Origin of the sequence: Bacillus sp. FSL R5-0416, from assembly GCF_037975425.1 — a bacterium.
In the GTDB taxonomy this organism is placed as follows: Bacteria; Bacillota; Bacilli; order Bacillales; family Bacillaceae; genus Bacillus; species Bacillus subtilis.
This window is the reverse complement of record NZ_CP150252.1, coordinates 2,924,290-2,949,509: the sequence shown is the minus strand read 5'-3', so window position 1 is coordinate 2,949,509 and position 25,220 is coordinate 2,924,290. Positions and strand designations below refer to the sequence as shown.

The 25,220-nt window shown below is 45.7% G+C and carries 25 protein-coding genes, 1 pseudogene and 1 other annotated feature; of the genes and pseudogenes, 22 read left to right on the top strand and 4 right to left on the bottom strand.

What is annotated here, in order from left to right; translation table 11 throughout:
• Nucleotides 1–74: 74 nt before the first annotated feature.
• The 4 genes from lytS (at nt 75) to lrgB (ending at nt 3,850) form a co-directional block, all read left to right on the top strand.
• Complete coding sequence (gene lytS, locus NYE20_RS15820; protein ID WP_032726369.1) at nt 75–1,856, top strand: two-component system sensor histidine kinase LytS; 1,782 nt, start codon at nt 75–77, stop codon at nt 1,854–1,856.
• Entirely contained in the window at nt 1,834–2,559 is a 726-nt protein-coding gene (lytT, locus tag NYE20_RS15815; protein ID WP_019712907.1) for a two-component system response regulator LytT, read from the top strand. The genes lytS and lytT overlap by 23 nt, the downstream gene beginning before the upstream one ends.
• A 133-nt stretch (nt 2,560–2,692) precedes the next feature.
• The gene (gene lrgA / locus NYE20_RS15810) at nt 2,693–3,133 is read left to right on the top strand and encodes an antiholin-like murein hydrolase modulator LrgA (RefSeq protein ID WP_041851082.1); all 441 of its coding nucleotides are present in this window, start codon (nt 2,693–2,695) and stop codon (nt 3,131–3,133) included.
• 21 nt (nt 3,134–3,154) lie between these two features.
• Entirely contained in the window at nt 3,155–3,850 is a 696-nt protein-coding gene (lrgB, locus tag NYE20_RS15805) for an antiholin-like protein LrgB (protein WP_003229482.1), read from the top strand.
• 31 nt (nt 3,851–3,881) lie between these two features.
• On the opposite strand, the gene NYE20_RS15800 is transcribed toward lrgB, so the two are convergent.
• Nucleotides 3,882–4,544 carry a hypothetical protein gene (locus tag NYE20_RS15800; protein ID WP_041851081.1) on the bottom strand — a complete coding sequence of 221 codons (663 nt, stop codon included), beginning with the start codon at nt 4,542–4,544 and terminating at the stop codon, nt 3,882–3,884.
• Between the two features lie 257 nt (nt 4,545–4,801).
• Nucleotides 4,802–4,932, top strand: a sequence feature (ribosomal protein L20 leader region).
• A 58-nt stretch (nt 4,933–4,990) separates the two neighbouring features.
• On the opposite strand from NYE20_RS15800, the gene infC reads away from it, so the two are divergent.
• The 4 genes from infC to NYE20_RS15780 are packed head-to-tail and all read left to right on the top strand — an operon-like array spanning nt 4,991 to nt 6,442.
• Nucleotides 4,991–5,512 carry a translation initiation factor IF-3 gene (gene infC / locus NYE20_RS15795; RefSeq protein WP_010886591.1) on the top strand — a complete coding sequence of 174 codons (522 nt, stop codon included), beginning with the start codon at nt 4,991–4,993 and terminating at the stop codon, nt 5,510–5,512.
• A gap of 12 nt (nt 5,513–5,524) precedes the next feature.
• Complete coding sequence (rpmI, locus tag NYE20_RS15790) at nt 5,525–5,725, top strand: 50S ribosomal protein L35 (protein WP_003222418.1); 201 nt, start codon at nt 5,525–5,527, stop codon at nt 5,723–5,725.
• 31 nt (nt 5,726–5,756) lie between these two features.
• Nucleotides 5,757–6,116, top strand: a complete 360-nt coding sequence (gene rplT, locus NYE20_RS15785; RefSeq protein ID WP_003222420.1) for a 50S ribosomal protein L20 — start codon at nt 5,757–5,759, stop codon at nt 6,114–6,116.
• A gap of 56 nt (nt 6,117–6,172) precedes the next feature.
• A complete protein-coding gene (locus NYE20_RS15780) occupies nt 6,173–6,442 on the top strand; it encodes a DUF1294 domain-containing protein (RefSeq protein WP_003229490.1) in 270 nt (89 codons plus the stop codon).
• A 15-nt stretch (nt 6,443–6,457) separates the two neighbouring features.
• Here the strand turns inward: NYE20_RS15780 and ysdB are convergent, their stop codons facing one another.
• Nucleotides 6,458–6,850, bottom strand: coding sequence for a sigma W pathway protein YsdB (ysdB, locus tag NYE20_RS15775; protein ID WP_029318219.1), 393 nt, complete (start codon nt 6,848–6,850; stop codon nt 6,458–6,460).
• Nucleotides 6,851–7,033: 183 nt separating this feature from the next.
• On the opposite strand from ysdB, the gene NYE20_RS15770 reads away from it, so the two are divergent.
• The 14 genes and pseudogenes from NYE20_RS15770 to NYE20_RS15705 all read left to right on the top strand — a co-directional run bounded on the left by NYE20_RS15770 (nt 7,034) and on the right by NYE20_RS15705 (nt 22,372).
• Complete coding sequence (locus NYE20_RS15770) at nt 7,034–8,119, top strand: M42 family metallopeptidase (RefSeq protein ID WP_339183406.1); 1,086 nt, start codon at nt 7,034–7,036, stop codon at nt 8,117–8,119.
• Between the two features lie 197 nt (nt 8,120–8,316).
• A complete protein-coding gene (gene abnA, locus NYE20_RS15765; RefSeq protein WP_024573508.1) occupies nt 8,317–9,288 on the top strand; it encodes an arabinan endo-1,5-alpha-L-arabinosidase AbnA in 972 nt (323 codons plus the stop codon).
• A gap of 177 nt (nt 9,289–9,465) precedes the next feature.
• On the top strand, nt 9,466–10,956 hold the full coding sequence (araA, locus tag NYE20_RS15760) for an L-arabinose isomerase (protein WP_041851079.1): 1,491 nt from the start codon (nt 9,466–9,468) through the stop codon (nt 10,954–10,956).
• 13 nt (nt 10,957–10,969) lie between these two features.
• A complete protein-coding gene (araB, locus tag NYE20_RS15755; protein WP_161621725.1) occupies nt 10,970–12,652 on the top strand; it encodes a ribulokinase in 1,683 nt (560 codons plus the stop codon).
• Nucleotides 12,653–12,668: 16 nt separating this feature from the next.
• Nucleotides 12,669–13,358: an L-ribulose-5-phosphate 4-epimerase gene (gene araD, locus NYE20_RS15750; RefSeq protein ID WP_003229501.1), complete on the top strand. Its 690-nt coding sequence runs from the start codon at nt 12,669–12,671 to the stop codon at nt 13,356–13,358.
• Nucleotides 13,336–14,154, top strand: a complete 819-nt coding sequence (gene araL / locus NYE20_RS15745; RefSeq protein WP_072175601.1) for a sugar-phosphatase AraL — start codon at nt 13,336–13,338, stop codon at nt 14,152–14,154. Before araD ends, araL begins: the two co-directional genes overlap by 23 nt.
• Nucleotides 14,151–15,335, top strand: a complete 1,185-nt coding sequence (gene egsA / locus NYE20_RS15740; protein ID WP_072175572.1) for a sn-glycerol-1-phosphate dehydrogenase — start codon at nt 14,151–14,153, stop codon at nt 15,333–15,335. The genes araL and egsA overlap by 4 nt, the downstream gene beginning before the upstream one ends.
• Before the next feature lie 30 nt (nt 15,336–15,365).
• A complete protein-coding gene (locus NYE20_RS15735; RefSeq protein WP_015714490.1) occupies nt 15,366–16,667 on the top strand; it encodes an ABC transporter substrate-binding protein in 1,302 nt (433 codons plus the stop codon).
• Nucleotides 16,668–16,702: 35 nt separating this feature from the next.
• Complete coding sequence (locus tag NYE20_RS15730; RefSeq protein ID WP_014480514.1) at nt 16,703–17,644, top strand: sugar ABC transporter permease; 942 nt, start codon at nt 16,703–16,705, stop codon at nt 17,642–17,644.
• Entirely contained in the window at nt 17,645–18,490 is an 846-nt protein-coding gene (araQ, locus tag NYE20_RS15725) for an arabinose ABC transporter permease AraQ (protein ID WP_003229508.1), read from the top strand. It abuts the gene before it with no gap.
• An 18-nt stretch (nt 18,491–18,508) separates the two neighbouring features.
• On the top strand, nt 18,509–20,011 hold the full coding sequence (gene abfA / locus NYE20_RS15720; RefSeq protein ID WP_032726362.1) for an alpha-L-arabinofuranosidase AbfA: 1,503 nt from the start codon (nt 18,509–18,511) through the stop codon (nt 20,009–20,011).
• Nucleotides 20,012–20,162: 151 nt separating this feature from the next.
• Nucleotides 20,163–21,959, top strand: coding sequence for a carbon starvation protein CstA (cstA, locus tag NYE20_RS15715; RefSeq protein WP_032726361.1), 1,797 nt, complete (start codon nt 20,163–20,165; stop codon nt 21,957–21,959).
• A pseudogene (locus tag NYE20_RS15710) lies at nt 21,902–22,089 on the top strand (hypothetical protein). The gene cstA and the pseudogene NYE20_RS15710 overlap by 58 nt, the downstream one beginning before the upstream one ends.
• Nucleotides 22,004–22,372: a VOC family protein gene (locus tag NYE20_RS15705; RefSeq protein ID WP_015384319.1), complete on the top strand. Its 369-nt coding sequence runs from the start codon at nt 22,004–22,006 to the stop codon at nt 22,370–22,372. Before NYE20_RS15710 ends, NYE20_RS15705 begins: the two are co-directional and overlap by 86 nt.
• A gap of 38 nt (nt 22,373–22,410) precedes the next feature.
• Here the strand turns inward: NYE20_RS15705 and NYE20_RS15700 are convergent, their stop codons facing one another.
• Both NYE20_RS15700 and glcD read right to left on the bottom strand, forming a co-directional pair.
• Complete coding sequence (locus NYE20_RS15700; protein WP_064670925.1) at nt 22,411–23,745, bottom strand: (Fe-S)-binding protein; 1,335 nt, start codon at nt 23,743–23,745, stop codon at nt 22,411–22,413.
• Nucleotides 23,742–25,154: a glycolate oxidase subunit GlcD gene (gene glcD, locus NYE20_RS15695; RefSeq protein WP_038828004.1), complete on the bottom strand. Its 1,413-nt coding sequence runs from the start codon at nt 25,152–25,154 to the stop codon at nt 23,742–23,744. Before glcD ends, NYE20_RS15700 begins: the two co-directional genes overlap by 4 nt.
• Nucleotides 25,155–25,220: the final 66 nt, after the last annotated feature.

Genomic DNA, 25,220 nt, shown 5'->3' with positions numbered 1-25,220 from the left:
GACGATTTTAAAAAAACAGTCAGCCGTAAAACGAAAACATGCTAGAATGAAAACGGAAAGAACAGGTGACATGAATGATTCATTTAATGATTATGATGCTGGAGAGAGTGGGGATTATTGTTATATTAGGGTTCATTCTCGCCCATACGAAACTTTTCAGACAAGCTCTTCAGAATCAGGACGGCTATAAAGGAAAAGCGATTTTAATTTCAATTTTTTCTCTTTTCAGCATCATCAGCAATTATACAGGCATCGAAATTCAAAGAAATATGATTGTAAACAATGACTGGGTGTTTACGATAGATCCATCGGGCTCTATCGCGAATACCCGTATTTTGGGCGTGGAAATCGGGGGCCTTCTCGGAGGTCCGTTTGTAGGAGCTGGGATCGGCATACTGGCGGGCCTGCATCGTTTTTCACTCGGTGGCAGCACGGCTTTAAGCTGTGCCGTATCATCTATTTTAGCGGGTGTTCTTGCAGGCTTGATCGGCAGGTATTTTACGAAGCGATATCGAATGCCGACACCGCGCATCGCCGCTCTTGTGGGAATCGGCATGGAGTCACTGCAAATGATCATTATTTTGCTGATGGCAAAGCCGTTCAGTGACGCTTGGGAGCTTGTCAGCATGATCGGAATTCCGATGATACTCATCAATGGAACAGGCAGTTTTATTTTTCTGTCTATTATTCAAGCGATCATTCGCAAGGAAGAACAGGCAAGAGCTCTCGAAACGCATCGAGTGCTGACGATTGCTGATCAGACACTTCCATTTTTTCGCCAAGGATTAAATGAAAACTCCTGTAAAAGTGTAGCGGCTATTATCCATAAGCTGACAGGAACAGATGCGGTGTCTCTCACTGATAAAGAAAAGATCCTTGCGCATGTCGGTGCGGGAATGGATCACCACATCCCATCGAAAAGTTTGATCACCGGCCTGTCCAAAAAGGTGATTAAAACAGGGCATATTATGAAGGCGATTTCGCAGGAAGAGATTGAATGCACGCATGCTGAATGCCCTTTGCACGCTGCAATTGTTCTGCCGCTGACATCGAACGGCAATACAATCGGCACCTTAAAAATGTACTTTAAAAGCCCGGCAGGCCTGAGTCAGGTAGAGGAGGAACTTGCCGAGGGGCTGGCCATGCTGTTTTCGACACAGCTTGAGCTTGGGGAAGCAGAGCTGCAAAGCAAACTTCTCAAGGATGCTGAAATTAAAGCGCTTCAAGCACAGGTGAATCCGCATTTTTTATTTAATGCGATCAACACGATTTCTGCGTTATGCCGTACAGATGTTGAAAAAACCCGTAAGCTCCTATTGCAGCTCAGTGTTTATTTTCGTTCAAACCTTCAAGGAGCGAGACAGCTGCTGATCCCGCTCTCAAAGGAGCTGAACCATCTTAACGCCTATTTGTCATTAGAACAGGCGCGTTTTCCCGGGAAATATAAAATTGAGCTTAATATCGACACAAGACTGGAGCAGATTGAAATCCCTCCGTTTGTTTTGCAGGTGCTTGTCGAGAACGCGCTTCGGCACGCGTTTCCGAAAAAACAAGACATATGCAAGGTTACAGTCTGTGTCTTATCTGATGATGCATCCGTCTATATGAAGGTGGCGGATAACGGACGCGGAATTCCGCCGGACGTCTTGCCGGAACTGGGAAAGAAACCGTTTCCGTCTAAGGAGGGAACCGGTACAGCGCTTTATAACCTAAATCAGCGGCTGATCGGTTTATTCGGACAGCAGGCTGCACTGCATATCAGCAGTGAGGTTCATAAAGGGACAGAGGTTTCCTTTCAAGTGCCAATGCAACAGATGAAAGAGGGAGAAGAACATGCTCAGGGTGTTAATAGTTGATGATGAGATGCTGGCAAGAGATGAACTGGCTTACTTGCTTAAGCGGACCAATGAGGAAATGGAAATCAATGAAGCGGAAAATATCGAATCCGCTTTTGACCAAATGATGGATCAAAAACCTGATTTGCTGTTTCTAGACGTTGATTTATCCGGAGAAAACGGTTTTGATATCGCAAAGCGATTGAAGAAAATGAAGCATCCTCCTGCAGTTGTGTTTGCGACAGCGTATGACCAGTATGCGCTCAAAGCGTTTGAGGTGGACGCTCTTGATTATTTAACCAAGCCTTTCGATGAAGAAAGAATTCAGCAAACGCTGAAAAAATATAAAAAAGTCAATCGGGATATTGTAGAAATAGAGCAAAACAGCCATGCGGGCCAGCACAAGCTCGCGCTATCTGTGGGGGAATCGATTGTGATTGTGGATACGAAGGACATTATCTATGCCGGAACAGAAGATGGTCATGTCAATGTAAAAACCTTCGATCATTCTTATACGGTCAGCGATACACTCGTTGTGATTGAGAAAAAGCTGCCGGATTCTGATTTTATCCGCGTCCATCGGAGCTTTGTCGTGAATACCGAATATATTAAAGAAATTCAGCCATGGTTTAATTCAACGTATAATCTGATCATGAAAGACGGATCGAAAATACCGGTCAGCCGGACATATGCGAAGGAATTGAAAAAGCTGCTCCATATTTGATGGGCGGCTTTTTGCATTTCAGCCATTTGATTCTGCAACTCAGCCCCGCTATTCGGCATGTTATCTTGTAAGCGCTTTATAACAGGGGATTCTTATTTATAATGAGGGTACCAAAGAGAAAGAGGTGAAGAAAATGAGTGCTAAAAAAGTGTACGGGTTTTTAACACAAGCATTTATTTTTGCCGTCATTATGCTGGTTTCAAATATGATTGCCGCTATTGTCCCAATACCTATCCCGGCATCGGTTGTAGGGTTGGTCTTATTATTTCTCCTATTATGTTTGAAAGTCATTAAACTGGAACAAGTGGAAACGCTCGGAACGTCTTTAACCTCTCTGATCGGATTTTTATTTGTTCCGTCAGGTATATCTGTTATGAATTCGCTTGGTGTGATGCAGCAATACGGCCTGCAAATTGTTCTTGTCATTCTGCTCGCAACGATTATTTTGCTGGGGGCTACGGGATTGTTTTCTCAGCTGATTCTTTCGCTGAGCGGAAAACACAAGACCGCAGCGGACATGAAAACAAAAACAGTACAAAGCCCGCAGAACAATAACGAACTCGTTCACCATTAAGGGAAACAGGAGGTTCTTCAAATGGAAAGCACAATGAGTCCTTATTTTGGGATTGTCGTATCACTTGCTGCATTCGGCATCGGCACCTTTTTATTTAAGAAAACAAAAGGCTTCTTCCTTTTCACTCCTTTGTTTGTTGCCATGGTGCTGGGGATCGCATTTTTAAAAATCGGCGGTTTTTCCTACGCGGATTATAATAACGGGGGAGAGATCATTAAGTTTTTCCTTGAACCGGCAACGATCGCATTTGCAATTCCTTTGTACAAACAAAGAGATAAGCTTAAAAAATACTGGTGGCAAATCATGGCCTCCATTATTGCCGGCTCTATCTGCTCTGTCACGATTGTTTATCTGCTCGCTAAAGGCATTCATCTCGATTCGGCCGTAATGAAAAGCATGCTTCCGCAGGCGGCTACAACGGCAATTGCGCTTCCTTTATCAAAAGGCATCGGGGGCATCAGCGACATCACAGCCTTTGCGGTCATCTTTAACGCTGTCATCGTATATGCGCTCGGAGCATTGTTCTTGAAGGTGTTTAAAGTGAAAAATCCGATTTCTAAAGGATTGGCTCTTGGAACATCCGGACATGCACTTGGTGTAGCGGTCGGGATTGAGATGGGAGAAGTTGAAGCTGCGATGGCAAGTATTGCTGTTGTCGTAGTAGGAGTGGTAACGGTTCTGGTCATCCCTGTGTTCGTGCAGCTGATCGGAGGATAAGCCAAGGCTGAATGCCTTGGCTTTTTTTATTTTATGGTGCGTCTTCGGGATCGATATACCCTTGTTTAATGCCCCATTCTACTTGATCGTCATGCCACTTTTTTCGTTCTTCATAACCATAACCATCGTCATCAGGAAGCTCTGAAGCTGGCTGTTGAATGGTTTTATCTGTCTGACTCGAGGAAGATGGTGGATTTTTACTATTAGATGAGGGTGCCTCGGTCTGCTGCCGTTGTGCCTGTGATTGCCGCTTTTTCTCAGCGTTCGCTTTCTGCTCTTTTTGGATTGCTGCCTGCCGCTGTCTTTCAAGTTCAGCTTGTCTTTTTGCTTCCGCTAATCGCTGATTCTCTGCCGCCTGCTGCTCTGCTAATCGCTGTCTCTCTGCTTTTTCCTCCTGCTGTTTCTTTCGTTTCGCCTCCCGCTCTTTTTCAAGCTTTTTCTCTGCGGCGATTTGTCTTTGCTTTTCAGCTTCTTCTTTTGCCTTCCGCTTTCCTAACTCAGTAGCAAGTGGACTCTCGAACTTCATGTCCAATGAAACGGGTTTTAGTTTTTTTAGCTCTTTCTCCAGCCCCTTTTGAGGAAATGCTGCAGTTGTCTTAACAGTTTCGACTTTTGATTCGGAAGATGTGCTGCTATTCGAGCAACCGGTTAATATCAATGTGAAAAATAAAGCAAGCTGTATCAGTTTGTTCATGTGTCAGGCTCCCTTCTGCTTCTTATATCGGTCAGAGATTAACTTTGTTTTACATTTCTTCCTGTCGGTGGTTTTGTTGTAAATTGCGAAATAAGGGGGGAATTGTTGGTTCTTTGCATTCTGGGTGGGGATGAAAGATTTTCTTTTTCTCTCTTGCGCTCATAGAAAACCCATGTTACAATGTAAAAGTTGTTCCGGATAAGTCGTCCTTGACTAAAGATCCGGTATTGTGTAGAATAGTTATTGAATTGAATATAAATCACAAGCAGAAGCACCCGCTTCTCACCTGATTGACACATGCATGTAGTTGGCAGGTTGACCGTACATTTTTATTGATACAGATGTTCGTAGTGTGGGTGTTTTATAATGCCCACACTTTTTGTTTGCCTGCAAAATGCATTCAAAATGAGTTGTGAATCAATTCGAAGAAACTATGGAGGTGGCTCATTATTAGCAAAGATCAATTGGTTAATGAGGGTATCCGTGCACGTGAGGTCCGTTTAATCGGACAAAATGGCGACCAGCTTGGAATCAAGTCCCGTCAGGAAGCACTTGAAATCGCCGGCCGCGCAAATCTTGACCTTGTGTTAGTTGCAGCGAATGCAAAACCGCCTGTCTGCCGAATCATGGACTACGGTAAGTTCCGATTTGAGCAGCAGAAAAAGGAAAAAGAAGCACGCAAGAATCAAAAAATCATTAACTTAAAAGAAGTTCGGTTAAGTCCGACAATCGATGAGCATGACTTTAACACGAAATTGCGCAATGCGATTAAATTCCTTGAAAAAGGCGATAAAGTGAAAGCTTCTATCCGCTTTAAAGGACGCGCAATCACTCATAAAGAAATCGGTCAGCGTGTATTAGACCGTTTCTCCGAAGCATGTGCTGAGGTTGCGACAGTCGAAACAAAACCAAAAATGGACGGCCGCAGCATGTTCTTAATGCTCGCACCGAAAAACGAAAAGCAATAAGGAGGAAATCCCATGCCAAAAATGAAAACTCACCGCGGATCTGCTAAACGTTTTAAAAAGACAGGTTCTGGGAAGTTAAAACGTTCTCACGCGTACACAAGTCACTTATTCGCCAACAAATCTCAAAAGCAAAAGCGTAAGCTTCGCAAGAGTGCTGTTGTAAGCGCAGGAGACTTCAAACGTATCAAACAAATGCTTGCTAACATCAAGTAATCGGATAAGGAACAATTAGGAGGGAAATTCAATGCCAAGAGTAAAAGGCGGAACTGTTACACGTAAGCGTCGTAAAAAGGTTCTTAAATTAGCAAAAGGTTATTTCGGTTCAAAACATACATTATACAAAGTAGCTAACCAGCAGGTCATGAAATCTGGAAACTATGCTTTCCGTGACCGTCGTCAGAAAAAACGTGATTTCCGTAAACTTTGGATCACTCGTATCAACGCAGCTGCTCGCATGAACGGCCTTTCTTACAGCCGTTTAATGCACGGTCTTAAGCTTTCTGGTATCGAAGTAAACCGTAAAATGCTTGCTGATCTTGCTGTAAACGATCTTACTGCATTCAATCAGCTTGCTGATGCTGCTAAAGCTCAATTAAACAAGTAATCATATAGAGCCGCTCTCCAGCAGAGCGGCTTTTTCTATATAAAGGATGAGGCAACATGATTATTGCTGCTTATTTGGTGTTGATTAATCTGTGCGGTTTTTGGGTGATGGGCATTGACAAACGCAAAGCGCAGCAGCACAAGTGGAGAATTTCTGAAGACCGGCTGTGGCTGATAGCCATCGTGTTTGGAGCGCTCGGTGTCTGGCTTGGCATGCAAACCTTCAGACATAAAACGAAACACGCTTCTTTTAAGTACGGAGTACCGCTCCTTCTGGTAATTGAAGCGATTCTCATCGCTATTTACTACAGCCCGTTTGATTTATAAAAAGCAGAAAAGCGTTTAACGCTCTTCTGCTTTTTTTGCGAGTTTAATGGGCTGGTCCCAGTCAATCTTACAATTTGGATATCGTTCCAGCACTTTTTCTTCAATGCTCTCAAAATCTTTTGCAGAGAAATGCTTCAGCTTCTCAGGAGATTCTGTCCAGACAAAGATCGTGTGAATAAACAGCGGATGATCCTTGGAAGGAATATGCTTTTCTCCCTCAAAAAGCACGCCTTTATACGTCAGCTGAAAATTCTTCCGGGTATTGTTTTGTTCATCAATAATATAAAAATGTTCTTTTGATTGGGCCAGCTTAAGCCTTCTCTTAGGATTCGCGACATATTTGACCACGGCATAAATACAATAAGCAAAAAGTGCAAGCAAAATAATCCTTAGAACCATGACAAACATTGTGTGAAGGCACCTCCCTTATGGTGATGATCTGATGTAATACGAAAAGCATAGAAAAAGGTTTCACTTTTTCTAAAAGAAAGCTGTAAAAACATATACCCGATTTTCAAGTGAAATAGTCGTATGGTTAGCGCTATGTTTTGTATAATAAGAATGCAGGACTGATGAAGGAGGGTTTGGAACATGGCAAAATTAGATGAAACATTGACCATGCTGAAAGATTTAACAGATGCAAAAGGCATACCGGGCAATGAAAGAGAAGTAAGGCAAGTGATGAAATCATACATAGAACCATTTGCTGATGAGGTGACAACAGATCGCCTGGGCAGTTTAATTGCCAAAAAAACTGGTGCAGAAAACGGCCCGAAAATTATGATCGCCGGACATTTGGATGAAGTCGGCTTTATGGTGACACAAATCACCGATAAAGGCTTTGTCCGTTTTCAAACCGTTGGCGGCTGGTGGGCTCAGGTTATGCTTGCCCAGCGGGTCACCATCGTCACAAAAAAAGGAGAAATCACTGGGGTTATCGGATCTAAGCCGCCTCATATTTTGTCTCCTGAAGCAAGAAAAAAATCAGTGGAAATAAAAGACATGTTTATTGATATTGGAGCTTCAAGCCGGGAAGAAGCCTTGGAGTGGGGGGTACTTCCGGGAGATATGATCGTTCCGCATTTTGAATTTACGGTCATGAACAATGAAAAATTCCTCCTCGCAAAGGCCTGGGACAACCGCATCGGCTGTGCGATTGCAATTGATGTGTTAAGAAACTTACAAAACACAGACCATCCAAATATAGTGTATGGCGTCGGAACCGTGCAGGAGGAAGTCGGGCTGAGAGGAGCGAAAACGGCTGCACACACCATTCAGGCTGATATTGCGTTTGGTGTTGATGTAGGGATAGCAGGAGACACGCCTGGCATTTCCGAGAAGGAAGCGCAGAGCAAAATGGGCAAAGGCCCGCAGATTATCGTTTACGATGCATCCATGGTCTCTCACAAAGGTTTGCGCGATGCAGTTGTAGCCACTGCGGAGGAAGCCGGCATTCCGTACCAATTTGATGCCATTGCCGGCGGCGGAACTGATTCGGGTGCCATCCATTTGACGGCAAATGGCGTTCCTGCGCTGTCCATTACCATTGCAACCCGCTACATTCATACGCACGCGGCCATGCTGCATCGTGATGATTATGAAAACGCGGTAAAGCTAATTACAGAAGTTATTAAGAAGTTAGACCGAAAAACGGTTGACGAAATTACGTACCAATAAAGATACGGAAGAATCCGCCTATTGAGGCGGATTCTATTTTTTTGTCTGTACAAATTACAGCATAGTGACTACAATAAAGGGGATACCGAAAATTTCCTGAACATGACGATATACGATACGCAGCCCGATTTGACAGGAAGGGAGGATAAACAATCTAATTTGTAAGCGCTTTCTAATATAAAGGAGGTTAAACAAAATTGAAAAAGAAAAAAACATGGAAACGTTTCTTACATTTTTCGAGTGCCGCTCTGGCTGCAGGTTTGATATTCACTTCTGCTGCTCCCGCAGAGGCAGCGTTTTGGGGTGCATCCAATGAGCTGCTTCATGACCCGACTATGATTAAAGAGGGGAGCTCATGGTATGCGCTCGGAACAGGGCTTACTGAAGAACGGGGACTGCGGGTTTTGAAGTCTTCAGACGCTAAAAATTGGACCGTACAAAAATCCATTTTCAGTACACCGCTATCGTGGTGGTCCAATTATGTGCCGAATTATGGTCAAAACCAGTGGGCGCCGGACATCCAATACTATAACGGCAAGTATTGGCTGTATTATTCCGTTTCTTCTTTTGGAAGCAATACATCTGCCATTGGCCTGGCATCTTCAACAAGCATCAGTTCGGGGAGCTGGAAGGACGAGGGCTTGGTGATTCGTTCGACAAGTTCAAATAATTATAACGCCATTGATCCGGAGCTGACATTCGACAAGGATGGCAACCCGTGGCTTGCATTCGGCTCGTTTTGGAGCGGCATTAAGCTGACTAAGCTCGATAAGAGTACAATGAAGCCTACAGGCTCGCTCTATTCGATTGCTGCCAGACCGAATAATGGCGGGGCGCTTGAGGCTCCTACTCTTACGTATCAAAATGGCTATTACTACTTAATGGTCTCATTTGATAAATGCTGTGACGGGGTAAACAGTACGTACAAAATTGCTTACGGAAGATCCAAAAACATTACAGGCCCTTATCTTGATAAAAGCGGAAAAAGCATGCTTGAAGGCGGAGGCACCATTTTGGATTCGGGCAATGACCAATGGAAAGGACCTGGAGGCCAGGATATTGTGAACGGAAACATTCTTGTTCGCCATGCCTATGATGCCAATGACAACGGCATTCCAAAGCTTCTTATCAATGATTTGAATTGGAGCTCGGGCTGGCCGTCCTATTGAATCAAAAAGCCGGACTCTGCCCCCGGCTTTTTTTAAAAGAAAAGATTGACAGTATAATAGTCAATTACTATAATAAAATTGTTCGTACAAATATTTATTTATAGGTTTATTTTCTATCATTAGTACGTATCTTTTGTATTTGAAAGCGTTTTATTTTATGAGAAAGGGGCAGTTTACATGCTTCAGACAAAGGATTATGAATTCTGGTTTGTGACAGGAAGCCAGCACCTATACGGGGAAGAGACGCTGGAACTCGTAGATCAGCATGCTAAAAGCATTTGTGAGGGGCTCAGCGGGATTTCTTCCAGATATAAAATCACTCATAAGCCCGTCGTCACTTCACCGGAAACCATTAGAGAGCTGTTAAGAGAAGCGGAGTACAGTGAGACATGTGCTGGCATTATTACATGGATGCACACATTTTCCCCTGCAAAAATGTGGATAGAAGGCCTTTCCTCTTATCAAAAACCGCTTATGCATTTGCATACCCAATATAATCGCGATATCCCGTGGGGTACGATTGACATGGATTTTATGAACAGCAACCAATCCGCGCATGGCGATCGTGAGTACGGTTACATCAACTCGAGAATGGGGCTTAGCCGAAAAGTCATTGCCGGCTATTGGGATGATGAAGAAGTGAAAAAAGAAATGTCCCAGTGGATGGATACGGCGGCTGCATTAAATGAAAGCAGACATATTAAGGTTGCCAGATTTGGAGATAACATGCGTCATGTCGCGGTAACGGACGGAGACAAGGTGGGAGCGCATATTCAATTTGGCTGGCAGGTTGACGGATATGGCATCGGGGATCTTGTTGAAGTGATGGATCGCATTACGGACGACGAGGTTGACACGCTTTATGCCGAGTATGACAGACTATATGTGATCAGTGAGGAAACAAAACGTGACGAAGCAAAGGTAGCGTCCATTAAAGAACAGGCGAAAATTGAACTTGGCTTAACCGCTTTTCTTGAGCAAGGCGGATACACAGCGTTTACGACATCGTTTGAAGTGCTGCACGGAATGAAACAGCTGCCGGGACTTGCCGTTCAGCGCCTGATGGAGAAAGGCTACGGGTTTGCCGGTGAAGGAGATTGGAAGACAGCGGCCCTTGTACGGATGATGAAAATCATGGCTAAAGGAAAAAGAACTTCCTTCATGGAAGATTACACGTACCATTTTGAACCGGGAAATGAAATGATTCTGGGCTCTCACATGCTTGAAGTGTGTCCGACTGTCGCTTTGGATCAGCCGAAAATCGAGGTTCATCCACTTTCGATTGGCGGCAAAGAGGACCCTGCGCGTTTTGTATTTAACGGCATCAGCGGTTCTGCCATTCAAGCTAGCATTGTTGATATTGGCGGGCGTTTCCGCCTTGTGCTGAATGAAGTCAACGGCCAGGAAATTGAAAAAGACATGCCGAATTTACCGGTTGCCCGTGTTCTCTGGAAGCCGGAGCCGTCATTGAAAACAGCAGCGGAGGCATGGATTTTAGCCGGCGGTGCACATCATACCTGCCTGTCTTATGAACTGACAGCGGAGCAAATGCTTGATTGGGCGGAAATGGCGGGGATCGAAAGTGTTCTCATTTCCCGTGATACGACAATTCATAAACTGAAACACGAGTTAAAATGGAACGAGGCGCTTTACCGGCTTCAAAAGTAGAGGGGGATGTCACATGGCTTACACAATAGGGGTTGATTTTGGAACTTTATCAGGAAGAGCAGTGCTCGTTCATGTCCAAACAGGGGAGGAACTTGCGGCTGCTGTAAAAGAATACAGGCATGCTGTCATTGATACCGTCCTTCCAAAAACGGGTCAAAATCTGCCGCGCGACTGGGCGCTGCAGCACCCTGCTGATTACCTCGAAGTCTTGGAAACAACCATTCCGTCTTTACTCGAACAGACGGGCGTTGAACCGAAAGACATTATCGGGATTGGAATTGATTTCACGGCATGTACGATCCTTCCTATTGACAGCAGCGGGCAGCCGTTATGCATGCTGCCTGAATATGAAGAGGAGCCGCACAGCTATGTGAAGCTCTGGAAGCATCATGCGGCCCAAAAACATGCTGATCGGCTCAATCAAATCGCGGAAGAAGAAGGAGAGGCTTTTTTACAGCGGTACGGAGGAAAAATTTCATCAGAATGGATGATTCCAAAGGTCATGCAAATTGCCGAGGAAGCGCCTCACATTTATGAAGCGGCTGACCGGATCATCGAGGCTGCGGACTGGATCGTGTACCAGCTGTGCGGCTCGCTCAAGCGAAGCAATTGTACCGCAGGGTATAAAGCGATGTGGAGTGAAAAAGCGGGGTATCCGTCAGATGATTTCTTTGAGAAATTAAATCCTTCAATGAAAACGATTACAAAAGACAAATTGTCAGGTTCTATTCATTCAGTAGGAGAAAAAGCCGGCAGTCTGACTGAAAAAATGGCAAAGCTGACAGGGCTTCTCCCGGGAACGGCTGTTGCGGTTGCCAATGTGGACGCTCATGTTTCCGTACCGGCGGTCGGCATTACAGAGCCAGGGAAAATGCTGATGATTATGGGAACTTCAACGTGCCATGTTCTTCTTGGTGAAGAGGTGCATATCGTTCCAGGTATGTGCGGCGTTGTGGACAACGGAATTCTCCCGGGCTATGCGGGATATGAAGCCGGGCAGTCCTGTGTCGGCGATCATTTTGACTGGTTTGTGAAAACATGTGTCCCGCCAGCTTATCAAGAGGAAGCAAAGGAAAAAAACATTGGCGTTCATGAGCTGCTGAGTGAGAAAGCAAACCATCAAGCGCCAGGTGAAAGCGGCCTGCTTGCTTTAGATTGGTGGAATGGAAACCGTTCAACTCTTGTTGATGCAGATTTAACAGGGATGCTGCTTGGCATGACACTGCTGACGAAGCCTGAAGAGATTTATAGAGCGTTAGTTGAAGCGACAGCTTACGGAACCCGGATGATTATCGAAACATTCAAAGAAAGCGGTGTTCCGATTGAGGAACTGTTCGCAGCGGGCGGAATAGCTGAGAAAAACCCGTTTGTCATGCAGATTTATGCGGATGTGACAAACATGGACATTAAAATCTCTGGTTCACCGCAAGCCCCAGCCTTAGGATCTGCCATTTTCGGCGCGCTTGCAGCAGGCAAAGAAAAAGGCGGCTACGATGACATCAAAGAGGCAGCGGCGAACATGGGAAAACTGAAAGATATAACTTATACGCCAAATGCCGAAAACGCCGCGATTTATGAAAAATTGTACGCTGAATATAAAGAGCTGGTTCATTATTTCGGAAAAGAAAACCATGTCATGAAACGTCTGAAAACGATCAAAAATCTTCAATTTTCATCTGCCGCCAAAAAGAATTGAAAAAGGGTGATGGAGCATGCTTGAAACATTAAAAAAAGAAGTGCTGGCTGCCAACCTGAAGCTTCAAGAGCATCAGCTGGTAACCTTTACGTGGGGAAATGTCAGCGGCATTGACCGTGAAAAAGAAAGAATTGTCATCAAACCTAGCGGAGTCGAATACAGCGACCTGACAGCCGATGACTTGGTTGTTTTGAACCTTGATGGAGAGGTCGTCGAAGGCTCGCTTAAGCCTTCTTCAGATACACCTACCCATGTTTATTTATATAAAGCCTTTCCGAATATCGGGGGAATTGTCCATACCCATTCTCAATGGGCGACAAGCTGGGCGCAATCGGGCAGAGACATCCCTCCGTTAGGCACGACCCATGCTGATTATTTTGACAGTGCGATTCCATGTACTCGAGAAATGTACGATGAAGAAATCATTCATGACTACGAACTGAATACAGGAAAAGTCATAGCGGAAACCTTTCAGCATCATAACTACGAACAGGTGCCGGGTGTGCTCGTGAATAATCACGGACCGTTCTGCTGGGGCACTGACGCCTTAAATGCCATTCATAACGCAGTTGTATTAGAAACGGTTGCCGAAATGGCCTATCACTCCATTATGCTGAACAAGGATGTAACCCCAATCAATACAGTCCTGCATGAAAAGCATTTTTATCGAAAACACGGAGCAAATGCGTATTATGGCCAGTCATGATACGCCTGTGTCACCGGCTGGCATTCTAATTGACTTGGACGGTACTGTATTCAGAGGAAATGAGTTGATCGAAGGAGCAAGAGAAGCGATCAAAACGCTTAGGAGAATGGGAAAGAAAATCGTCTTTTTAAGCAACCGGGGGAATATCTCCCGTGCCATGTGCAGAAAAAAACTTCTTGGCGCGGGGATTGAAACGGACGTAAACGACATTGTTCTGTCATCAAGCGTGACAGCGGCTTTTCTGAAAAAACATTATCGTTTTTCAAAGGTATGGGTGCTTGGGGAGCAAGGCTTGGTTGACGAGCTGAGGCTGGCCGGTGTGCAGAACGCGAGCGAACCGAAGGAAGCGGATTGGCTCGTGATCTCCCTTCATGAAACGCTCACGTACGACGATTTAAATCAAGCCTTTCAAGCGGCTGCCAGCGGCGCTCGTATCATTGCTACAAACAAAGACCGCTCTTTTCCGAACGAAGACGGAAATGCCATTGATGTGGCTGGAATGATTGGGGCGATAGAGGCTTCCGCACAAGCGAAGACTGAACTTGTTGTCGGAAAACCGTCATGGCTGATGGCGGAGGCTGCCTGTACAGCAATGGGGCTGTCCGCACATGAATGCATGATTATAGGAGACAGCATTGAATCTGACATTGCGATGGGTAAGCTTTATGGCATGAAAAGCGCCTTAGTGCTAACTGGTTCTGCGAAACAGGGTGAACAGCGTTTGTACACGCCGGATTATGTGCTGGATTCTATTAAAGATGTAACCAAATTGGCTGAGGAGGGGATTCTGATATGAATCGTATCGCAGCTGACGTTCAGCGTGCTTTTGAACACGCCGGAGAAAAGACGTTGCCTATAAAAGTTGAAGAAATAGTTCTCGGTAAACAAGCAGCTGATTCGCTTTTGGATTATGTAAAACGAAAAAACTACAAACATATTGTCCTTGTTTGCGACACGAATACACACCGCATTGCAGGAATTGATTTAGAAAACCGACTGAATCAAGCAGGATTTCAGGCCGAGTGCCTGATCGTTCCAGAAAATGAAGCCGGAGATGTGACAGCTGATGAACGATCGCTCATTCATGTGCTGATCCATACGAAACAACCAACGGATGTCATGATCGCAGTCGGTTCGGGCACGATTCATGATATCGTCCGCTTTGCGGCGTTTCAAAGAGATTTGCCGTTTATTTCTTATCCGACTGCTCCATCTGTAGACGGTTTTACATCAGCCGGTGCGCCGATTATTTTATACGGCACGAAAACAACCATTCAAACGAAGGCCCCATCTGCGCTGTTCGCTGATCTGGATCTATTAAAAGCGGCACCGCAGTCAATGGTGGCGGCTGGCTTTGGTGACATGCTCGGTAAAATCACGTCTTTAGCAGATTGGGAAATATCCCGGCATCTTGCCGGTGAGCCTTATTCGCCTGCAGGAGCTAAGATCGTTCAGGAGGCGCTTGCTGCCTGCATTGAACACACAGAAGACATTGCGATGAAAACGGAAACAGGCATACGGGTTTTGATGGAGTCTTTACTTGTATCGGGGCTTGTCATGCTGGCATTAGATCATTCCCGCCCGGCATCAGGCGGAGAGCATCATATTTCACATTGGATTGAGATGGAATTAATGGAGAAAAAACGGCCACAGATTCTTCATGGGGCAAAGGTGGGCTGTGCAGCTGTTTTATTAACTGACACATACAGAAAGCTCGCTCAGGATGACGGGCTGAACGAATTTTCACCGAGCCGGCGGCAAGCCATCCAATCGGCTTATCAAACTCTCCCGGAAGGAGAAGTGCTGGCTGATTGGCTGAGATCAGCCGGAGGCCCTGCGTATTTTGACGAAATCGGTGTCGGGCAGGATTCCGTCAAGAATGCCTTCAGACATGCGCACACCTTAAGAGACCGCTGCACCGGATTAAGAATCATTAATGAAAACAAAACGCTGATCAACCATGGTCTATATGAATAGCCCGCACCTCGAATGGAAGGGGTAACGCAGATGAAAAAAATGACTGTCTGTTTTCTTGTGCTCATGATGCTGCTGACATTAGTCATTGCTGGGTGTTCAGCAGAAAGATCATCCGGGAAGTCGGGTGAAACCGAGCTGACCTTTTGGACATTTAACGGGCTTCATGAGCAGTTCTATGTGGAAATGGTGAAGGAATGGAACAAAAAATATCCTGACCGCAAAATTAAGTTGAATACGGTCGTTTATCCATATGGACAAATGCACGATAACTTATCTATCTCCCTAATAGCGGGAGAAGGCGTTCCTGATATTGCAGATGTCGAATTGGCCCGTTTTTCAAACTTTTTGAAGGGCTCTGACATACCGCTTGCCGACTTGACTCCGCTGATTGAAAAGGATCGCGATAAATTCGTTGAGGCGCGGCTGACATTGTACAGCAAAAACGGAAAGCTTTACGGACTCGATACACATGTAGGGACAACGGTCATGTTTTATAACATGGATGTGATGAAAAAAGCCGGCGTCAATCCTGACGATATTAAAACATGGGATGATTACCATAAAGCCGGACAGAAAGTGCGCAAAGTGACCGGGAAGCCGATGGGAACGGTGGAAACAAATGATTCCGCAACGTTCTTATCTATGATTTCACAGCAAAACTCAGGCTATTTTGATAAAAACGGCAAGCTGATCCTCAATAATGACACCAACGTAAAAACACTTCAATATTTAAAAGACATGATCAATGATAAAACGATGATTCCTGCGCCGGGCGGCGGGCATCACAGTGAAGAATACTACGGCTTTATGAACCAAGGAGGAGCTGCTTCAGTCCTCATGCCGATTTGGTATATGGGAAGATTTATCGATTATATGCCTGATCTGAAAGGGAAGATTGCCATCAGACCGCTCCCGGCATGGAAAGAGGGGGGCGACCGCTCGGCAGGTTTGGGCGGTACGGCAACTGTTGTACCGAAGCAATCCAAGCATGTTGAGTTAGCAAAAGAGTTTTTGGCCTTTGCGAAGGGCTCTGAAGAAGGAAATAAAAAACTCTGGAGCGTACTCGGCTTTGACCCGCTTCGCTGGGATGTTTGGAGCTCCAAGGAATTGAAAGAGAAAAACAAATACACGGATTACTTCCAAAACGGAACAGGCATTTTTTCTGTGCTGCTCGATATCAAGGATGAAATCAATCCAATTTATTTACATGAGGATTTTGCCAAGGCTTCAGACCTTGTCAACAGAAGCGTATTGTTCGACGCGCTTAAATCTCAGCAAAAAACGCCTAAACAAGCCTTGGACAGAGCGGCAGGTGAACTGAAACAGAAATAGAATCCCATTCAAAAAGTGAAAGCGGGGAGGTTCTCATGAAACCTGTGAAAACGGGAACGGTTCATCCCGTTCCTTCAGCTGCGAAACAATCAGGCTGGCGAGATGTATTTTATTCGAAAAAAGCGGCGCCCTATCTGTTTACAGCGCCATTCGTTTTATCCTTTCTCGTATTTTTTCTATACCCCATCATTAGTGTCTTCATCATGAGCTTTCAAAGAATATTGCCGGGAGAGGTGTCCTTTGTCGGATTGTCTAATTATACAGCGCTAAACAACCCGACGTTCTATACCGCCCTTTGGAATACGCTGGAATACACCTTTTGGACGCTGATCGTGCTGATTCCTGTTCCATTGCTTCTGGCCATATTCCTGAATTCAAAGCTGGTCAAATTTAGAAATATATTTAAATCAGCATTATTTATCCCGGCATTGACCTCAACCATTGTCGCGGGGATCATTTTTCGGCTGATCTTCGGAGAAATGGAAACGTCTCTGGCCAATTCCATCCTACTTAAACTCGGCTTTTCACCTCAGAACTGGATGAACAATGAACATACCGGCATGTTTTTGATGGTGCTGCTTGCTTCATGGAGATGGATGGGAATCAACATCCTTTACTTTTTAGCCGGTTTGCAAAATGTGCCGAAAGAGCTGTACGAAGCCGCTGATATAGACGGCGCGAATACAATGAAAAAATTTCTGCACATCACGCTGCCGTTTCTCAAGCCTGTAACCGTATATGTGCTGACCATCAGCATCATCGGCGGCTTCAGGATGTTTGAAGAAAGCTACGTCCTTTGGCAGAATAATTCCCCGGGTAATATTGGTCTGACGCTTGTCGGATATTTGTATCAGCAGGGACTTGCCTACAATGAAATGGGATACGGAGCGGCCATCGGCATTGTGCTTTTGATTGTGATCCTTGTTGTCAGCCTGATTTCATTAAAGCTGTCAGGCTCGTTTAAGGGGGAGGGATAAATGTTGCGGCACAGTCCTCAGTTTAGCGTTTACAGAATTGCGCTGACCCTGTTTTTTATGATGCTGAGCCTATTGTATCTTTTTCCGATTTTCTGTTTGCTTTTAGGATCATTAAAGCCGTCATCTGAGCTTTTGCGTGTGGGGCTGAATCTTGATATTGATCCAAAAGTGATGAGTTTTGATAACTACACATTTCTGTTTAATGGCGGCAGCATTTATTTCAAATGGTTTTTTAACAGTCTTGTACTCGGACTTTTTACGACCGTGCTCACTCTGTTTTTTTCTTCGATGATCGGGTACGGGCTTGCGGTTTATGATTTTAAGGGCAGAAATATCATCTTTGTTCTTGTGTTGATTATCATGATGGTTCCGCTGGAAGTGATGATGCTTCCTCTGTTTAAGCTTACCGTCGGACTGCACTTGATCGATTCATATACGGGTGTCATATTGCCGTTTATCGTTTCACCTGTTGCCGTTTTCTTTTTCAGGCAATATGCCCTTGGCCTTCCAAGAGATCTGCTGGACTCTGCAAGGATGGACGGCTGTACGGAATTCGGCATCTTTTTCAGGATTATGGCACCGCTGATGAAACCGGCTTTCGGCGCGATGATTATCCTCCAGTCCTTAAACAGCTGGAACAACTTCTTATGGCCGCTGATTGTGCTTCGGTCGAAAGAAATGTTTACGCTTCCAATAGGGCTGTCCAGCTTGCTGAGCCCTTATGGAAATAATTACGACATGCTTATATCCGGCTCAGTATTTGCGATTTTGCCGGTGATTATCATTTTCTTGTTTTTCCAAAAGTACTTTATCTCCGGCCTGACGGTAGGGGGAGTCAAAGGTTAATGAAGGAGGAAACGTGTGATGAAAAAAGCGCGAATGATTGTAGACAAAGAATATAAAATCGGTGAAGTAGATAAACGGATTTATGGCTCGTTTATCGAACATATGGGTCGTGCGGTATATGAAGGCATATACGAGCCTGATCACCCTGAAGCGGATGAAGATGGATTTAGAAAAGATGTCCAGTCGCTGATCAAAGAATTACAGGTTCCCATCATCCGCTATCCGGGCGGAAACTTTTTATCCGGATACAACTGGGAGGACGGTGTCGGACCAGTCGAAAACCGCCCAAGACGGCTTGACTTGGCATGGCAAACGACAGAAACCAATGAAGTGGGAACAAATGAATTTTTATCTTGGGCAAAAAAGGTGAACACTGAGGTCAATATGGCCGTCAACCTTGGCACAAGGGGCATAGATGCCGCTCGTAATCTCGTTGAATATTGCAACCATCCGAAAGGCTCTTACTGGAGTGATTTAAGAAGATCGCATGGCTATGAACAGCCGTATGGCATCAAAACATGGTGCTTAGGAAACGAAATGGATGGACCGTGGCAGATCGGCCACAAAACAGCTGATGAATACGGACGGCTTGCTGCAGAGACAGCAAAGGTCATGAAGTGGGTTGACCCATCAATTGAACTCGTTGCCTGCGGCAGCTCAAACAGCGGCATGCCGACCTTTATCGATTGGGAAGCGAAGGTGCTGGAGCATACGTATGAGCATGTCGACTATATCTCTCTTCACACCTACTACGGAAACCGGGATAACAATCTGCCAAACTACTTGGCACGTTCTATGGATTTGGATCATTTTATCAAATCAGTCGCTGCGACCTGTGACTATGTAAAAGCAAAAACACGCAGCAAGAAAACAATCAATCTTTCTCTGGATGAATGGAACGTCTGGTACCACTCAAATGAGGCTGATAAAAAAGTCGAGCCGTGGATCACTGCGCGTCCGATTTTAGAGGATATTTACAATTTTGAAGATGCCTTATTAGTCGGCTCTCTGCTCATTACGATGCTGCAGCACGCAGACCGTGTGAAAATTGCGTGTCTTGCACAGCTTGTCAATGTCATCGCGCCGATCATGACGGAAAAAGGCGGAGAAGCATGGAGACAGCCGATTTTCTATCCATACATGCATGCTTCTGTTTATGGAAGGGGCGAGTCACTGAAACCGCTTATTTCTTCTCCGAAGTACGACTGTTCTGATTTCACTGATGTGCCATATGTTGATGCTGCTGTTGTGTACTCTGAAGAGGAAGAAAGCCTCACTATTTTTGCGGTAAACAAGGCTGAGGATCAGATGGAGACGGAGATTTCGCTCAGAGGCTTTGAATCCTACCAAATCGCAGAGCACATCGTACTTGAGCATCAGGATATCAAAGCGACAAACCAGCATAACAGAAAAAATGTCGTTCCGCATTCCAACGGAACATCGTCTGTCAGCGAAAACGGCTTAACTGCTCATTTCACGCCGCTTTCCTGGAATGTGATCCGCCTGAAAAAACAGTCATAAGAGAAGCTAAGCCGGAGATTTCTCTCCGGCTTGTCTTTCAACTGCCACGAGCCGGCCCGTTCAAGCCGGCTTTTTGTATAGGAAAAAATGACCGCTTTTCACCATGAAATTATGATATATTTATGAAAAACAGCAAAGGGGATGGGAGAAAATGAATGCGGTTACAATTGTGATAGCATCAATGTGTATTTTGGCTATTGCCTATCGTTTATACGGAACATTTATGATGGTGAAGGTTCTCAAAGTGAATGATGACAAGCCAACACCTGCTCATGCGCTTGAGGATGGGAAAGACTATGTGCCTACAAATAAATGGGTTTCGTTCGGCCACCACTTTGCCGCAATCGCAGCGGCCGGGCCGCTGGTTGGACCAATTCTGGCGGCTCAGTTTGGCTATTTGCCGGGATTATTGTGGCTGTTAATCGGGGCGGTAATTGGGGGAGCCGTCCATGATATTGTGGTGTTGTTTGCATCGATGCGCAAAAACGGAAAATCGCTGTCGGAAGTGGCGAAGGATGAGCTTGGCCCTGTTGCAGGATTTTGTACAGGACTGTCCATGCTGTTTATCATCACGATCACAATGGCGGGCCTGTCGATGGTTGTCTTGCATGCGCTTGAACGTAATCCATGGGGAACATTTGCGGTAGGGATTACGATTCCGATTGCGATGGGTGTGGGCTTATTTTATAAGAAAACGGGAAATTTAAAGCTCGCTTCAACGGTCGGCTTTCTCTTTTTAATGGCAGGAGTCTTTATTGGTCCATGGGTACAGACTACCGCGCTCGGTGACTTTTTAACGCTAGATACGAAAGCGCTTGCAATCGCGCTTCCTGTTTATGCGTTTTTTGCGGCGGCGCTTCCCGTTTGGCTGCTTCTTGCTCCGCGTGATTATTTAAGCAGCTTTATGAAAATCGGTGTTTTTATCGCTTTGATTGTTGGTGTGTTTGTCGTCAATCCGTCCATTCCGTTTCCTGCGTTTACAGAATTCGTAAAAGGCGGCGGGCCGGTGCTGGCAGGACCTGTCTGGCCGTTTATCTCAATAACCATCGCCTGCGGGGCGATCTCTGGGTTCCATGCCTTTGTCGGCTCAGGAACGACACCGAAAATGCTGAATAAATGGAGTGACATGAAGCCGGTTGCGTTTGGCGCAATGCTTGTTGAGTGTCTTGTCGGCATCATGGCGCTGATTGCAGCGACCGCTTTACAGCCTGCTGATTACTTTGCGATTAACAGCACGCCTGAGGTTTTCCGTACGCTTGGCATGAATGTCGTACATTTGCCTGAATTGAGCAGGGAAATCGGTTTGGACTTAGAAGGAAGAACAGGGGGAGCCGTCACACTTGCGGTGGGAATGACTTATATTTTTACCGGAATGCCGTTTTTCAGCCATTTGGCCTCATACTTTTTCCAATTTGTCATTATGTTTGAAGCGGTCTTTATTTTAACAGCGATTGACGCCGGCACACGCGTCGCCCGTTATTTGATCCAGGACTTCTTCGGGGAGGTGTATAAGCCGCTGAAGAAAACAGACTGGATTCCGGGCTCTGTATTTGCCAGCGCGCTTGCCTGTTTGATGTGGGGGTACTTGCTGTATTCAGGAGATATCGGTTCCATTTGGGCGCTGTTCGGCGTTTCTAATCAGCTGATGGCTTCAGTGGGGCTGATTATCGGAGCGACCATCGTGCTGAAAATCGCTGATAAACGTCGATACATTCTGACTTGCCTTATCCCGCTTGCCTATTTATATGTCACTGTCAATTATGCGGGCTATTGGATGGTGCGCAATGTGTATCTCAATCCTGAAGCAGCAGGATATAGTGTATTGAATGGCGTATTATCTATCATCATGCTGGTGTTAGGCTTCATTATTATCGTGGCGGCTGTGAAAAAATGGGCGCAGATGTGGAAAGATCCGAGCTTAAGGATGGAAGCGTCTATACCGGGCTAGAAGGACTATTGAAAATGTTGAGGGGGTTTTCAATGAATCTATCAATGAAATATCTTATTCTATACGTATCGGACAGCAAGCGGGCTATTCATTTTTACCGGGATATTTTAGGACTGCCGATTCGTGCTGAACACGGAACGTATATCGAATTTGATACAGGGTCTACGATATTGGCGCTTAATACGCGGGAAAGCGCCAGAGACATCACGGCGCTGGACATTCCGGATACATCTGCTTCAAACACATTTGAAATCGGGTTTGTTACTGAAAATGTAGAAGCGGTCATCAAAAGGATGAGAGAACAAGGCGTATCGATTATCGGGGAGCCAAAAGTGAAACCATGGGGGCAGACGGTCGCCTATATCGCTGATCCGGATGGACATTATATAGAAATTTGCAGTCCGATGGAATAACGCACAAAAGCCCAAAACAATGTCTGTTTTGGGCTTTCTCATGATGTTTTGTGCCCGGCTGCTTCCAATAGCAAATCAGCCAGGTGAACGGCTCTGACTTTACCGCTTAGTCCTTCGCGTTCAATCCCGAGCTTCATCTGCAGCAGGCAGCCGGGATTTGCTGTTACAATGAGGATCGCTTCGGTTGCTTTGACGGCAGCCATTTTGCTGTCCAGTATTTTCATAGACATTTCAGCTTCGACGATGTTGTAAATTCCCGCTGACCCGCAACAGCTGTCTGCTTTCTCCATTTCTTTGAATTCCGCCCCTTTGATGCTTTTAAGAAGCTGGCGGGGCTCAAGCGACGTATGCATTACATTTCTTAGGTGGCATGAATCTTGGTAGGTAACGACCTGAGGTGTCTCGAGCGCTAAGTCCATTTGATGGAAATCGAGTTCAACCAAAACTGAAGAAAAATCCTTCAGCTTTTGAACAAAAGCGACGGCCCGCTCCGACCATTCCGGGTCATCCTTCAGCAAATGATCATATTCGGTAAGAAAGGCTCCGCATCCTCCTGCGTTTGTAATGACAGCATCCACGTCTAACGCTTCAAAAGCAGCGATATTTTGTTTCGCGAGCTCTTTCCCTGTGTTTTTTTCACCGCTGTGTCCATGAAGCGCCCCGCAGCAAGCCTGTTCAGGCGGAATGACAATGTCGCAGCCTGCCAGCTGTAAAAGCTTCAATGTGGCGTTGTTGGTCGGTAAAAACATTGTATCCATTAAGCAGCCCGAAAAAAAGGCGACCCGTTTTTTCATGGGGCCAATGGACGGCAGGAAACGCGGCCGATGTTTCATGTCTTTGCTTTTTGGAACATCAGGAAGAACAGCTTCCATCGTCCGCAAATGCTCAGGCAGGACCCGAAGCATGCCTGATTTTCGCACAGCGGTTTGCAGTCCTGAACGCTGATACAAACCGATAAGGCTTACAGCTGAGCGCATGCGGTTTTGATGCGGAAACAGCTCGTGAAAAGCCGTCTTTCGCATGACACGTTCACCAAGCGAGTGTTTTTTATTTTGGTGGATAATATCTCTGGCTTCCTCAAGTAGCTGCCCGTATTTCACGCCAGACGGGCATACAGGCTCACAGGCGCGGCAGCCGAGGCAAAGTGACAGCGACCGTTCGACATCTTCATCCGGTTCAATCATACCGTCGGCTACGGCTTTCATTAAGGCGATGCGCCCGCGCGGAGAGTGTGTTTCCTGAAATCCCGATTCGATATAGGTCGGACAGGAAGGAAGACAGAAACCGCAGCGCATACAATTTAATAACTCGCCTTCATCCATACGCTCTTTAAATTCATTTTGGATCTGTTTCATTTCTTTTTCTGTTGTCATCTTTCCGCCACCACACGTTTTCTGGCATCTTTCGCAAACACTTTGCCCGGATTTAATATGTTCCGGGGGTCAAATGCCGCTTTCAACGCTTTCATCGCATCAATGCCTTCTTTTTTCAGCTTCATTTCCAAGTAAGGCGCTTTCATTTCCCCGACTCCGTGCTCTCCGGTTATCGTCCCGCCAAGTTCAATCGCTTTCTCAAAAATCTCGGCAAAAGCCTGTTCGACACGTTCCATTTCATCCTTATTTCTTATGTCTGTCGTGCATGTCGGGTGAAGGTTCCCGTCTCCCGCATGGCCAAAGGTGCAGATGGAAATATCATATTTAGCAGCAATATCATTAATCGCTTTAACCATATTGGCGATTTCTGAGCGAGGAACGGTCGCATCCTCTAAAATCGTCGTCGGCTTGAGGCGGGCTAGGGCAGAAAGTGCAGAGCGCCGTGCTTCAGTCAGGGCGAATGCCTCCTCCTCTGTTTGTGCGGTCTGAACGGAAACGGCGTCGCCTTTTTTGCAGATCGCCTCAATCTTTTCCATATCCCGTTCAACAGTTTCAAATGGCCCGTCTTGTTCAATTAACAAAACTGCTTTTGCGCTTGTCGGAAGTCCGATTTTGGCATAATCCTCAATCACCAAAAGTGTAGGCTGGTCGAGAAATTCAAGCGTGGCGGGTATGATTTTTGCGGCAATGATGTCTGATACCGTTTGAGCAGCGGCATCGATATTTTCATATAGGGCAAGCAGCGTCTTTTTTGTTTCAGGCTTTGGAACGAGCTTGACGATTGCCTCTGTCACAATGCCGAGTGTTCCTTCTGAGCCGACAAAAAGACGTGTGAGATCGTATCCGGCCACATCCTTTGCGAGTTTTCCGCCGGTGCGGATGATGTCACCATTTGCGAGCACAACCTCCAGTCCAATAACATAGTCGCGGGTGACGCCGTATTTTAATCCGCGGAGCCCGCCGGAATTTTCATTGATGTTGCCGCCGATAGTTGATATTTTCATAGAACTCGGATCGGGCGGATAAAACAAACCTTTGCTTTCAACTGCCTTGATCATATCCAGCGTAATAACGCCCGGCTGAACTGTGGCAGTTAAATTTTCTTCATCAATTTCAAGAATCCGGTTCATGTGCTTAAAGAGAAGCACAAGTCCGCCTTCAGTCGGGCACGTGCCGCCGCACAGGTTTGTCCCTGATCCTCTTGGAACGATCGGCACTCGATGTTCGCTGCAAATTGTTAAAATGCGTGATACTTCATCAGTATTCCTCGGAGCAATCACGGCATCAGGCATAGACTGATACTGAGGCGTCGCATCATATGAATAGACGAGACGGCCGGCATTCGAGTCATCAAAGTTTTCTGGTCCGGAGACCCGAATCAGCTGTTCCTTTACATCCTTGGTGATCATTTCACCCATCCCCCTGTCAAAAAACGCTTTCAATCTATTGTAAAAGAAAAAAAGCAAAGCCTTCCA